This is a genomic window from Agrobacterium vacciniicorymbosi (assembly GCF_040427045.1).
GTDB lineage: Bacteria > Pseudomonadota > Alphaproteobacteria > Rhizobiales > Rhizobiaceae > Agrobacterium.
On record NZ_JBETMF010000002.1, the window covers coordinates 363,908 to 377,085 of the forward strand.

The 13,178-nt window shown below is 57.9% G+C and carries 11 protein-coding genes; 7 read left to right on the forward strand and 4 right to left on the reverse strand.

The genetic code is table 11. The annotated features are described in order from the left end of the window. Nucleotides 1–93 precede the first annotated feature (93 nt). The gene (locus tag ABUK73_RS05080) at nt 94–2,166 is read right to left on the reverse strand and encodes a lytic transglycosylase domain-containing protein (RefSeq protein WP_353576315.1); all 2,073 of its coding nucleotides are present in this window, start codon (nt 2,164–2,166) and stop codon (nt 94–96) included. Nucleotides 2,167–2,544: 378 nt separating this feature from the next. On the opposite strand from ABUK73_RS05080, the gene dapA reads away from it, so the two are divergent. Continuing rightward, on the forward strand, nt 2,545–3,429 hold the full coding sequence (dapA, locus tag ABUK73_RS05085; protein ID WP_113087138.1) for a 4-hydroxy-tetrahydrodipicolinate synthase: 885 nt from the start codon (nt 2,545–2,547) through the stop codon (nt 3,427–3,429). A 111-nt stretch (nt 3,430–3,540) separates the two neighbouring features. Next, a complete protein-coding gene (gene smpB / locus ABUK73_RS05090) occupies nt 3,541–4,023 on the forward strand; it encodes an SsrA-binding protein SmpB (protein WP_113087137.1) in 483 nt (160 codons plus the stop codon). Between the two features lie 33 nt (nt 4,024–4,056). On the opposite strand, the gene ABUK73_RS05095 is transcribed toward smpB, so the two are convergent. The 3 genes from ABUK73_RS05095 to ABUK73_RS05105 all read right to left on the reverse strand — a co-directional run bounded on the left by ABUK73_RS05095 (nt 4,057) and on the right by ABUK73_RS05105 (nt 8,579). Then, entirely contained in the window at nt 4,057–6,093 is a 2,037-nt protein-coding gene (locus tag ABUK73_RS05095; protein WP_353576316.1) for a GAF domain-containing protein, read from the reverse strand. Between the two features lie 241 nt (nt 6,094–6,334). After that, nucleotides 6,335–7,831, reverse strand: coding sequence for a methyl-accepting chemotaxis protein (locus ABUK73_RS05100; protein WP_353576317.1), 1,497 nt, complete (start codon nt 7,829–7,831; stop codon nt 6,335–6,337). Nucleotides 7,832–8,006: 175 nt separating this feature from the next. After that, a complete protein-coding gene (locus ABUK73_RS05105; RefSeq protein ID WP_113087134.1) occupies nt 8,007–8,579 on the reverse strand; it encodes a LabA-like NYN domain-containing protein in 573 nt (190 codons plus the stop codon). Between the two features lie 283 nt (nt 8,580–8,862). Between ABUK73_RS05105 and rpoZ the strand changes: the two genes are divergently transcribed. The 5 genes from rpoZ to acpS all read left to right on the forward strand — a co-directional run bounded on the left by rpoZ (nt 8,863) and on the right by acpS (nt 13,061). After that, nucleotides 8,863–9,258, forward strand: coding sequence for a DNA-directed RNA polymerase subunit omega (rpoZ, locus tag ABUK73_RS05110; protein WP_113087133.1), 396 nt, complete (start codon nt 8,863–8,865; stop codon nt 9,256–9,258). Nucleotides 9,259–9,389: 131 nt separating this feature from the next. Then, nucleotides 9,390–11,624: a RelA/SpoT family protein gene (locus tag ABUK73_RS05115; protein ID WP_353576318.1), complete on the forward strand. Its 2,235-nt coding sequence runs from the start codon at nt 9,390–9,392 to the stop codon at nt 11,622–11,624. Nucleotides 11,625–11,812: 188 nt separating this feature from the next. Further along, nucleotides 11,813–11,959, forward strand: a complete 147-nt coding sequence (locus ABUK73_RS05120; RefSeq protein ID WP_077106133.1) for a DUF3563 domain-containing protein — start codon at nt 11,813–11,815, stop codon at nt 11,957–11,959. 122 nt (nt 11,960–12,081) lie between these two features. Continuing rightward, nucleotides 12,082–12,660, forward strand: a complete 579-nt coding sequence (locus ABUK73_RS05125) for a DUF2062 domain-containing protein (protein WP_113087131.1) — start codon at nt 12,082–12,084, stop codon at nt 12,658–12,660. After that, the gene (acpS, locus tag ABUK73_RS05130; RefSeq protein WP_113087130.1) at nt 12,657–13,061 is read left to right on the forward strand and encodes a holo-ACP synthase; all 405 of its coding nucleotides are present in this window, start codon (nt 12,657–12,659) and stop codon (nt 13,059–13,061) included. The genes ABUK73_RS05125 and acpS overlap by 4 nt, the downstream gene beginning before the upstream one ends. Nucleotides 13,062–13,178 lie beyond the last annotated feature (117 nt).

Genomic DNA, 13,178 nt, shown 5'->3' on the forward strand with positions numbered 1-13,178 from the left:
TTCGAGCTGGTTGAAGCGAGCAACCAGCGCTGGCGAACAAAAAAAGCGCCGATCTCTCGGCGCTTTACATCTTGCTCGCCTCTTGCGTGTCACTCAGCCCGGGCGGCCGTTCCTTAGGTCGGAGACGATGTCGGCTTTTTCGCCGAGGCGGGTTTTGTAGATTTGGTAGTTTTCCATCACCCGCTGCACGTAGTTGCGGGTTTCGGGGAAGGGGATGCGTTCGATCCAGTCGACCACGTCGTCGATGGGTTTGCCGCGGGGGTCGCCGTAGCGGGTGATCCATTCTGGGACGCGTTTGGGGCCTGCATTATAGGCGACGAAGGTGAGGATGTAGGAGCCGCCGAAGCTGTCGATCTGTTCGCCGAGATAGTGCGCGCCGAGCGTGGCGTTGTAGCCGGCGTCGGTCGTCAGCTTGGCTTGGGTGAAGTCCATGCCGTGGCGGCTGGCGACGCCTTTTGCGGTGCCAGGCAGAAGTTGCAGGAGGCCGCGCGCATTGGCAGGGGAGACGGCTGCGGGGTTAAACGCGCTTTCCTGTCTGGCGATGGCATAAGCCAGCGCCTTGCCGGAGCCGGAAATATTGGCGCTGCCGGGAATAACGCCAATGGGATAGGCGAGGGCTGCGGCATCGATACCGCGGCTGAAGGCGGTCTTGCCGATTTGCAGCGAGACCTGATGATTGTTGTTTCTTTCCGCACGCGCGGCGAGAATCGCGAGTTCGCCGGGGCTGTCGATCTGTTCGGCCAATGCACGGTAGAGGCTATCTGCGCGCCAGCTATAGCCAGCCGCTTCCAGCCGCTCTATCGCGCGCACCGCTTCGCGGTCGGCAAAGGTATGTCTGTCCGCGTCCGTGGGGGAAGGGTAGGTGACATTGATCGTCGTCGTGCCGATTCGCGCTGCCGCCAGCTGGCCGTAGAATGTGCCGGGGTGGGCTGCTGCCTTGGTAAAAAAGTCACGCGCATTGCCAGGCCCGCCAGCTTCGGCGGCGCGGCCCAGCCAATAATAGGCGCGCGACGATGAAAGTGGACGGTTCGAAGTCGCGAGTAGCGCGTTGAAATGTTTCGCCGCCGCAGCCGGGTTTTGCAGCGCCCGCAGCGCGTACCAGCCGGCGTGGAATTCCGCATCGGCAATATCCACCGCCGATGTCGCCGAGTGGTTGGCGGTGATGAGGTAGGCCTGCTTGAAATCGCCGAGATCGGCCAGCCCGCGCGCGATGATTCGCCGCTCGTTCCACCATTCACCGGGATTGACGAGTTTTGCCTGATCGTTCGGCGCTTGCGCCAGCAGCTTTGCGGCGTCCTCGTATTTCTGCTGATGGCGGAGGCTTTCCACGCGAGCAAATAGATAGGCGGGATCATTGCGCAGTTCGGGGCTGACGGCAGTGAGTGCTGCCGGTGCATTCTTCGTTCTTTGCAGCACGGCGGCCCATGCGGTGTAGAGCGACGGCGCCTTGCCGAGATCGCCAAAGCGCTTCGCCTGGCTCACGCGGCTGCGATACATCAGGTAATCCATGCGCGCCTTGTGATCGACAGCCGAGAGAAGGCCGGGAAACTGGGCCATGACCCGATCTTCCAGATCCGTATCCATGCCTTCGCTGGCCCATAGCTGGCGGATGAGCTTTTGCGCCTGCGCCGAGTTGCCGGATGCGTTCAGCGCCAATGCAAGCGCAATCGTGCCTTCCGGCGTTTCCGGGCTGGTGGTGCCGAAGGTGGCGATGACCTGCGCTGCGGGCGGGTTTTCCCGCAAAAGTGCGCGTTCGGAATTGGCGCGGAAGGTAGCGACGCCCGGCCAACCGGCGAGTTCCTTCTGGGCGATGGCGATTTCGCTGGACGCAACATCCTTCTGGCCAGAGATCGCAATGGCCCATGTCAGAATGTGACGGTCGAGGCTGGTGGCGGGCAGGGCGTTGCGAATGGAAATGGCGCGCAACGCATCGCGGCTGGACAGAGCATCGAGACCGGCCTTCAGGTCCGATACGTCAAGCGGGGCGTTGGGGCGAATGATGGAGCCGGTAACATCGGGTGTCGCAGGCAAAAAGGCAGGCACGGTGGGTGCATTCGGTTTGACGTAGGGCAAGGGCACAACGCCGTCAGGGGCCGGGCCTGCCCAGGCGCTCCACACGGTTGCGGCAAGGCCCGCGGCCACCAAGCTCAAAGCTGTTTTCTTCATGCCTCTACTCGCGACTTCGGAACGGCTCGCCTCAGCCACCCCAAGTTTGTGTTCAAGCCTGCACCGGAAACCGATCTTTGCGGGCCGATCTCTGGCGGATCATATGCCTTCCATTAGCCGCTTTCAGCATTAACGAAACCTTACCGAGACACCTCGCATTCGATCAAATTTCGGTCAGAGACGGCTTTGTTAGGCGCTTTGCCCGTTGTTTGTCGGGTGCAATTCCAGCGTATTCACAAGCTCTGAAACTATTTGCGTTTCGAGGCTCAAAAGACGCTTTTGCCCGCTTGTCGGTGGCTTTGCCCCACACTAATGTGACATCGTTTTAATCATGGAATGCGGCTGAAGCATGAACTGGCTCACCGCAAGGAGTTTTGCATGTTCAAGGGATCCATTCCCGCCCTCATTACGCCGTTCACCGCCGATGGCGCTGTGGACGAAACGGCGTTTGCCGCCCATGTGGAGTGGCAGATTGCCGAAGGCAGCAGCGGCCTCGTGCCTGTCGGAACCACAGGGGAATCTCCAACCCTGTCCCATGACGAGCACAAACGGGTCGTTGAACTGTGCGTGGAAACGGCGGGCAAACGGGTTCCGGTCATTGCTGGCGCAGGCTCCAACAACACCCGTGAAGCCATTGAGCTTGCCCTGCATGCGCAGGAAGTGGGCGCAGATGCGCTGCTGGTGGTGACGCCCTATTACAACAAGCCGACGCAGAAGGGCCTGTTTGCGCATTTCTCCGCCATTGCCGAAGCGGTGACGCTGCCCATCATCATCTACAATATTCCGCCGCGCTCCGTCATCGACATGTCGCCGGAAACGATGGGCGCGCTGGTCAAGGCGCATAAGAACATCGTCGGCGTCAAAGACGCGACCGGCAAGATCGACCGTGTGTCGGAGCAGCGCATTGCCTGTGGCAAGGACTTCGTCCAGCTGTCTGGCGAAGATGCAACGGCGCTCGGCTTCAACGCCCATGGTGGCGTTGGCTGTATCTCCGTTGCGGCCAATGTCGCGCCGCGTCTCTGTGCGGAGTTTCAGGCGGCAACGCTTGCCGGAAATTATGCACTGGCGCTGGAATATCAGGATCGCCTCATGCCGCTGCACAAGGCCATCTTCATCGAGCCCGGCGTTTGCGGCACGAAATATGCTCTGTCACGCACCCGCAATGGCAGCCGCAAGGTCCGCTCGCCACTGATGGACACGTTGGAACCAGCAACGGAAACCGCCATCGACGCCGCGCTGAAACATGCAGGCCTGATCAACTGAAATAAAGCCGAGGTGCGCTGGTAACGGCGCACCTTCACTTTCGGCACCTTTGCCACTACATAGGGGACCGAACCGCAGATCATTGCGGATGAATAAAAGACGGATTGAAACATGGCCCCCAAAGGCAGTCAGCGTGTCGTAAACAAGATCGTTGCGGAAAACCGCAAGGCTCGCTTCAACTACGAAATCCTCGATACATACGAGGCTGGAATCGTGCTGACTGGCACGGAGGTCAAAGCCCTGCGCGATGGCAAGGCGAATATTGCCGAATCCTATGCGTCGGATGAGGGCAATGAAATCTGGCTGATCAACTCGCATCTGCCGGAATATCTGCAGGCCAACCGTTTCAACCACGAGCCGCGCCGCCGTCGCAAGCTGCTGTTATCCAAGCGGGAAATCAACCGCATGCGCGTGGGCATCAACCGCGAAGGCATGACGCTGGTGCCGTTGAAGATTTACTTCAACGACAAGGGCCGGGCGAAGCTGGAACTGGCGCTTGCCAAGGGTAAGAAGCTGCACGACAAGCGCGAGACGGAGAAGGAACGCGACTGGAACCGCCAGAAATCGCGTCTTCTCAAGGGCGGCGCGAGCTAAGCCGCGTCCCTCAGCGCTGATTATTTTCTGAGATTACTCGCCGAGTTCCATGACAAGCGATAGCGGCGCGCGGAAAGTCGCGATCAGGCCGCTTGGCGTGAAGTTTTTCTCCACATCGCCCGTACCGGCAATGCCCATACGGATGAGGCGAGAGCCGAAGCCGCGACGTTCGGGCTCGGCGGCGGGCGGGCCGCCTTTTTCTTCCCATTTCAGCGTCAGAATGGGCTTTTCCGTATCATCCGAAACATGCCAGCTGATGTTCACCACGCCTGCATCGGTGGAAAGCGCGCCGTATTTGATGGCGTTCGTGCCCAACTCGTGCAGCAGCAGGGAGAGGGAAAGACCGGCTTTGGGTCCAAGCGGAACCTCCGGGCCGGAAATGACGATTTTGCCATCGCCAGCATGAAGATGCATGACCTTGCCGATGACATCACGCAGCCGCGCTGTGGACCATGATTGCTGAAGCAGAACGTCATGGGCGGAGCTGAGCGCGTGAAGGCGACCGTTGAAAGCAGCGACGGCGTCTTTTTCGGTGACGTTGCGCAGCGTCTGCGCGGCAATGGCCTGAACGATGGACAGTGTGTTCTTGAGGCGGTGGCTGAGCTCCTGATTGAGCAGCCGCTGTTCCGATTCGGCATTCAGCCGCGCAATGGCGGCATAAGCACGGTCGGCTACACCCCAAGCGAAATCGAGCTCCAGCTTGCTCCAGAAACGCGGTCTGGAATCATGGGCGAAGAGCACGCCGACAAGCACGCCCCGGTCGATGATGGGCACCATGACGAAGGAGCGCACGCCCATGGCGATATAGGCGTCCAAATCCTCTTCCAGCCAGCTGGCGGCGTTGATGTTGGGTACGGCCAGCGTATCACCAACCTCAAGACGGGTAATCGTGGCGCTAAAATCGCTTGCCGAATGATGACCGGCAATCGAGGGAACATTGGGCGCCAGCCAATTGAATTCAACGAAGAAATTGTCGGTGGCGCTGTTGACTGTCGCATATCCGGCGCGGCTGACGGCAAGGCCTTCGGCCAGAATTTCAGCGGTGATGCGGGAAATATCCTCCACCGTCTTGCCGACACGCAGACGGTCGCCAAGGGTCAGAAGCGCGGCGATGCGGGCATCCTTGCGCTTGGAATCGGTGACATCGATGACGATGCCGATCATCTTGGTCGGCTTGCCGAACTCGTTTTCGATGAATTGAGCGCGCCGCGCCACCCAGCGCACACGCTGGTCGTTGCCACGGCGAATGCGATATTCCACACTCAGCGGCGCGTTGGTATCGCCCTTGATTGCGGCTTCCGAGGCGGTCTTCTTGTCCGCGTCGATAATGAGCTTCTGGAATACGGATGCCTGATAATTGCGGTGTTCCGGCACGCCGAAAATGCGACAGAATTCTTCGGAAACGATCATGGCGTCTGTTTCGAGATCGACCTCGAAAATGCCGATGCGCCCTGCATCATGAGCCGCCTTGGAGCGGGCGTCGTTGACCAGCAGTTCTTCGTTCTGTGCGCCGACCTTGCTGGCGCGAATCTGTCTCTTTGCTGAAAGGCGGCGCTCCAACGCCAGATCATGCGACATGCCCTGCATGGTGCGTCGCAACTCAAGCTGCGACATGACCTGGCGGGCGAGGGCCTTTAGCGACGCCTTTTGCGACTCCGACAGCTCCTGCGGCTCATAGCCCAGCGCGCAAACCGTTCCGATGGCCAGGCCATCGTCGGATTTCAAAAGCGCGCCAGCGTAGAAGCGGATATGCGGCGCGCCTGTGACGAGCGGATTGCAGTCGAAGCGCGGGTCTTTGGTCGCGTCCGGTACGACCATGAAATCCTGTTCGAGAATGGCTCTTGCGCAAAAAGAACTGTCTAGCGGCGTTTCGCGCACGCCCAAACCTACTTCGGCCTTGAAGAACTGCCTGCCATCGCCAATCAGGTTCACCACCGCAATGGGGGTGCCGCAAATGGCGGAGGCCAGCTGCGCAATGTCATCGAAATCCTGCTCTCGCGGCGTATCAAGGACATTGTAGCTTTCGAGCGCTGCCAGACGACGTTGTTCTTTAGAAGCGATACCTTCCATGGGCCTTTGTAATCTGTTCTTTTTATTGCCGCGCCGATCTCAAATCAGCCTGTTATCCGGCCCATTTGATACAATTATCCGCAGCATTACCATAAGAAAAAACGAATGAACTAAAATGTTTTCAATATCGACAGATGACCGTTCACGGCAGATTGATACACTATGGGCGAATGAACAAAACGCCGTGTGATCCATCGGGATCGCACGGCGTTTTTCAACGTAACATTAGAGGCAGGGACGGTCAGGCGGCTCGATAACTCGGCTGCTCGTAGCGCATGGATTTCTGCACGTTGAAGCGGCTGACAAGGGCGGCGAGATTGTTGCTGACATCGCTCAGGCCATGGGTGGCGGCGTTGGTTTCTTCGACCATGGCGGCGTTTTGCTGGGTCAGCTGATCCATGCTGCTAATGGCGGCATTAATTTCCTGAATGCCCATGGCCTGCTCCTGAACGGCCTTGGTAATGGCGCCGATATGGTCTTGAATATGATCGACCTTGCCGCCGATGGAGTTGAGCGCTTCGCCGGTGCGGTTCACCAGCGATACGCCATTGGTTACGTCCTGCGACGATTTGTCGATGAGAACACGGATTTCCTTGGCGGCGTTGGCGCTGCGCTGGGCCAGTTCGCGCACTTCCTGCGCCACGACCGCGAAGCCCTTGCCAGCTTCCCCGGCACGCGCGGCTTCCACTCCGGCATTCAGCGCCAGAAGATTGGTCTGGAAGGCGATTTCATCGATGACGCTGACGATCTGGGTGATCTTTTGCGACGATTGTTCGATGGCGCTCATCGCTTCCACGGCTTCGGTCACCACGTGGCGTGAGCGTTCGGCTTCCTCGGCGGAACTCTTGACGATGTTCTGCGCCTGCTGGGTGCGCGCGGCGGATTGCTGCGAGATGGTGGTGATCTGGTCGAGAGCGGCAGCCGTCTCTTCCAGAGATGCGGCCTGCTGCTCGGTGCGGCGGGCCATGTCATCTGTGGAGGCGGTGAGTTCGCGGGTGTTTTCGGAAATCTTGTGCGATTCCTCGATGATTTCAGAAAATGCGCCCGAGAGTTTGCTGATCGCCACGTTGAAATTGTTTTTCAGCTCGTTGAATTCGGCCGCAAGATCGCCATCGAGGCGCGATGTCAGGTCGCCCTGCGCCATGTGGTTCAGCGCGGTGTTGAGAACGGCAAGCGCCTGCGCCTGTTCTTCCTTCATGCGCTGCTGTTCGCTTTCGGATTTCGCACGCTCTTCGGCCAGGGCTTCGAGATAGACCGAGATCGAATAGTCCATATCCAGAAGCGCGGCCTTGATGGCAATGGTCATGTCCTTGGCGACCTTCTTGCCCTTCTTTTCGACCATGAAACCTTTCAGTTCCGATTCGATGATGGCCTTGATGATGCCTTCCAGAATGAGGGCGTAGCCGCCAATGTACCAGCGCGGCTCAAGGCCCAAGCGGGCATGGGTGCGGCCAATGGCGGTGACGGCTTTGGTGTAATCGCTGTCAAAAGAACCCGAGGAAATGCGCGACCAATGCTGGATCTGCATGGTTTTGGCATGCTGGATATGGGCTTCATTGTTGAAGAACTTTGCCGTGTCCGTTACGGCGCGTGCCTTTTTATAAAAGGCATCCAGCGATCCATCCAGCGAGGCCGTGATGGTGGGCTTCAGTGCGGCAAGATCCTGTCGCTGTTGCGGGCCAAGACCCAAAAACTCAAGTCTCTCCGCAAGCTGTTGCCCGCCCGTTTGTCCGCTCATTCCGTAGTCCCCTAAACCATCGTGACACGACCCCAAATCATGTCAAAGTGGAATGTAGAGAACACTTTTATGCTTAATGAAGAGCTAAAATTATATTCAATTTTATTATTGAAAACGAAAAAGCGCGTATTCCATTTAAGGGATACGCGCTTTGATATTACAACTTGGCGAATTGTTACTCGACTGATTCGGTCGGTTCCGCAACGCGATGTGCGCGTTCACTCGGATCGCGACCGATTTCTGCTTTCAGCGACAGAAGATCGATGAAGTGATCGGCCTGGCGACGCAGGTCATCAGCAATCATCGGCGGCTGTGTCGACATGGTGGAGATGACGGAAACCTTGCGGCCCCGGCGCTGCAGCGCATCCACCAGCGTCGTGAAGTCACCGTCACCGGAAAACAGCACCAGATGGTCCACCGTTTCGGACTGTTCCATGGCATCGACAGCAAGTTCGATGTCCATGTTGCCCTTGATCTTGCGGCGGCCCATGGCGTCGGTGAATTCCTTGGCAGGCTTTGTCACGACCTTGTAACCATTATAGTCCAACCAGTCGATCAACGGGCGGATCGAGGAATATTCCTGATCTTCGATGAGCGCCGTGTAATAGTAAGCGCGCAGCAGATAGCCGCGCTTCTGGAACGCTTTCAGAAGCTTGCGGTAATCGATGTCAAATCCGAGGCTTTTTGAAGCGGCGTAGAGATTGGCCCCATCGATAAAGAGTGCAATTTTTTCGCGTGGGTCGAACATTAAAACTAAATCCTCCTAGGCGAGCTCCCCGCCAATAATTCAAACAGTAACAGGCTTGCGAATATAAACGCATGAGTCAGTACATTATTAAGCATTCATATAAGCGTCATTATCTCCCAGTCCAGCCCCTTTCAAACAATTATGGATAAAGTTTAATCCAATTGGCGGAAATGGAGGCAAGAGGGGCTTGTGAACGGCACGGATGAGGAAAAACTTGAAATCTGTGGCCAATGCCTGTATCGGGACGGGTAATCCGCGACATTAAGACCGCAAAGGACAGGCAATGGCCCGTGTCACCGTAGAAGATTGCATTGATAAAGTAGACAACCGTTTCGAACTGGTTCTTCTTGCCAGCCATCGTGCGCGCCAGATTTCTCAGGGGTCGCAGATCACCATCGATCGCGACAACGACAAGAACCCTGTTGTTGCGCTGCGCGAAATTGCAGACGAAACGCTGTCTCCTGACGACCTGAAGGAAGACCTGATCCACTCGCTGCAGAAGCATGTGGAAGTGGACGAGCCAGAGCCCGATCCGGTTTCGATTGCCGCCGCCGGTTCTTCCAGCGACGCAGAAGACGACGATGCGCCAGAAAGCATCAACTTCGACCAGATGTCGGAAGAAGATCTTCTGGCCGGTATCGAAGGCCTTGTGCCGCCGGAAAAGAACGACGACTATTGATTAACCGAAGCGCAGCCGGGCAGGGTACCGGTTACGCTCTGTAAAGCTTTGTCGTCATAATCTGAACCCAGATTATGCAGCAGTGTGCGTCGGTCTAGATCGGCGCACTTTTTTTTCGGGGCATCCCATACATGATGCGACAGTACGAACTCGTCGAGCGGGTTCAAAAATACAAGCCTGAAGCCAATGAGGCCTTGCTGAACAAGGCCTATGTCTATGCCATGCAAAAACATGGCCAGCAAAAGCGTGCCAACGGCGACCCCTATATTTCGCATCCGCTGGAAGTCGCGGCCATCCTCACCGAAATGCATCTGGACGAATCGACCATTGCGGTCGCGTTGCTGCATGACACGATCGAAGATACCAGCGCCACGCGCGCGGAAATCGATGAGCTGTTCGGCGAAGACATCGGTCGCCTCGTGGAAGGGCTGACAAAGCTCAAGAAGCTCGATCTCGTTACCAAGAAAGCCAAGCAGGCCGAAAACCTGCGCAAGCTGTTGCTGGCGATTTCCGATGACGTGCGCGTTCTCCTCGTCAAGCTGGCAGACCGCCTGCACAATATGCGCACCATGGAGCATATGCCCGAGGACAAGCGCAGCCGCATTTCAGAAGAGACGATGGAAATCTATGCGCCGCTTGCCGGACGCATGGGCATGCAGGACATGCGCGACGAGCTGGAAGACCTCTCGTTCCGCTATCTCAACCCGGAAGCCTTCGATACCGTGACGAAGCGGCTTCAGGATCTGGAAGAGCGCAATCAGGGCCTCATCAAGAAGATCGAAGACGAGCTGCGCGAGCTCTTGATCGCCAATGGCGTTGAAGGTGCCTACGTCAAGGGACGCCAGAAGAAGCCGCATTCGGTTTTCCGTAAGATGCAATCCAAGTCGCTGTCGTTCGAGCAGCTGTCGGATGTCTACGGCTTCCGCATTCTGGTGCAGGATATTCCCGCCTGTTATGATGCGCTGGGCATCGTCCACACCCGCTGGCGCGTGGTGCCGGGCCGCTTCAAGGACTACATCTCCACCCCGAAGCAGAACGACTACCGCTCCATCCACACCACCATCGTCGGTCCGTCGCGCCAGCGTATCGAGCTGCAAATCCGTACCAAGCGCATGCACGAGATCGCTGAATTCGGTATTGCTGCGCATTCGCTCTATAAGGATGGCGAGATTGGTGATGGCGATGTGCTGTCGCCGGAATCCAACGCCTATTCCTGGCTGCGCCACACTATCGAGGCGCTGGCGGATGGCGATAGCCCGGAAGAGTTTCTGGAGCACACCAAGCTCGAACTGTTTCAGGATCAGGTCTTCTGCTTCACGCCCAAGGGCAAGCTCATCGCGCTGCCGCGTGGTGCGACGCCTATCGACTTCGCCTATGCGGTTCACACCAATATTGGCGACACAACGGTTGGTGCCAAGATCAATGGCCGGATCATGCCGCTGGTGACGCGCCTCAACAATGGCGACGAGGTGGAAATCATCCGCTCCGGCGTGCAGGTTCCGCCTGCCGCGTGGGAAGAGGTGGTCGTGACCGGCAAGGCGCGCTCGGCCATTCGCCGCGCAACCCGCATGGCCATTCGCAAACAATATGCCGGTCTCGGACATCGCATTCTGGAGCGCACCTTCGAGCGCGCCGGCAAGCCGTTTTCGCGCGAAGGCCTGAAGCCCGTGCTGCACCGGCTGGCGCAGAAGGATGTCGAGGATGCGATTGCCGCCGTTGGTCGCGGCGAGGTTTCTTCGCTCGATGTGCTGCGTGCCGTCTATCCTGATTATCAGGATGAACGCGTGACCGTGAAGATGACCGGCGACGATGGCTGGTTCAATATGCGTAGCGCGTCTGGCATGATCTTCAAGATACCGGGCAAATCCCGCTCCGTGCTGGAAGATGACGGTGCTGCCGAAGTGCTGGATGGACCTGATCCGCTGCCGATCCGTGGCCTGTCTGACAATGTCGAGGTGCATTTCGGGGCGGCGGGTGCCGTGCCGGGAGACCGCATCGTCGGTATCATGGAAAAAGGCAAGGGCATCACCATCTACCCGATCCAGTCGCCTGCGCTGCAACGCTTCGATGACGAGCCGGAACGCTGGATCGATGTGCGCTGGGATCTGGATGAGGCGAATAAATCCCGCTTCATGGCCCGGGTGATGATCAATGCGCTGAACGAACCCGGTACGCTGGCATCCGTCGCCCAATCCATCGCCACGCTGGACGTGAATATTCGCGGACTGAACATGGTGCGGATCGGCACGGACTTTTCCGAACTGGCACTCGATGTCGAGGTCTGGGATTTGCGCCAGCTGAACCAGCTTCTGTCACAGCTCAAAGACCTGGACTGCGTCTCTACGGTTAAACGTGCCTTCGATTGAGGCAGTTTTGCCTAATAATTGACACTCAAGGCCGTCGTTATGCGCTCAGCGCATGGCAGCGGCCTTGTCCTGTCTGTAGTCATCGGCGGTAAACGGAACTATCTTCACTCCAGAAATCAAGAGCAAGACAACGGCCAGCCGGGACAGACCCGATGATGTGGCCGATGTATCTGGAAAAGGAAAAGAAGATGTTTGGACCCCTTCGCAAGATCGCCCGTGCCGTTCGTGGCAAGACCACTCAGGAACGTGAATTCGATTACCTCAGCGACTCCGTATCGCGCATCGACCTGGAATTCCGCCAGCGCGAAGTCGATCGCGGCATGTTCCGCAAGTAATGCAAAAACGCATACCGGCCATGCCGGTGTGGAATGATACGGAGCGCAAATGAAATGCGCTCTTTGGGTTCAGCCTGCGGTTTGCCCTTGGCGTATTCGAAACGATGCAATAAGTTCCTCTGATGCCGTTTCGCCGCCGTAAACCCGCTGGACCACTTGAACGATTGCGCGCCGCTCTATGGCCGCGCATGGGTTTTCGCCGTTCGCTTCGGTACTTGAAGCTGAGGCTCGTGCGGCTGTCTGCATCTCCCTATTCCGTGGCGGCGGGTGTGGCGATTGGCGTGGCAGTCGCATGGACGCCCTTTCTCGGCGTGCATATCATCATCGCCATGGTTCTCGGCTTCATTCTCAGAGCCAATCTGGTGGCAGCCGCCCTCGGCACGACCTTTGCAAATCCCCTGACATTTCCGCTGATCTGGGCTTCGACCTGGGAACTCGGTCACTTCATCCTCGGGCGGGGAGACCGTAGCGCATCCCCGCACGTGGATTTCGTGTCGCTCTTCAGCCATATGAATTTCCTGCAACTGTGGCGGCCCGTGCTGGAGCCGATGACGGTCGGCGCAGTCATTCCGGCTGTGCTGTCTGCCATCATCGCCTATGTCAGCGTTTACGCGATCATCCGCAGTTTCAGGGCGCAGAAGCACCACATGCTGGCGCAGCATGTGGCCAACCGAAAATCCGCTTTGGGTATGACTGAATGATTATAGGCATGGGCAGCGATCTCATCGACATCCGTCGCATCGAGACCTCCATCTCCCGCTTCGGCGACCGTTTCACCAATCGATGCTTTACCGCCGTCGAGCAGGCGAAGTCGGATGGCCGCAAGAACCGCGCCGCTTCCTACGCCAAGCGCTTCGCCGCCAAGGAGGCCTGTTCCAAGGCCTTGGGCACCGGTCTGGCGCAGGGCGTTTTCTGGAAGGACATGGGTGTCGTCAACCTGCCCAGCGGCAAGCCGACCATGATCCTGACCAATGGCGCGGCGACGCGTCTCGCCAAGCTTTTGCCCGCCGGGCATGAGGCTGTCATCCACCTCACCATCACCGACGAGTTTCCTTACGCGCAGGCCTTTGTCATAATCGAGGCCCTGCCGGTAACCAAATAACGCTGAATTGCGCGGTTACAGGGGGTTACGGCTGGCTGGCAGCATGGAAACGCTTTCTTTTGTTTGGGAAACGCTCTAAAGCATGTCGCCAAAAGTGCGCATCGATTTTGCAAAGAC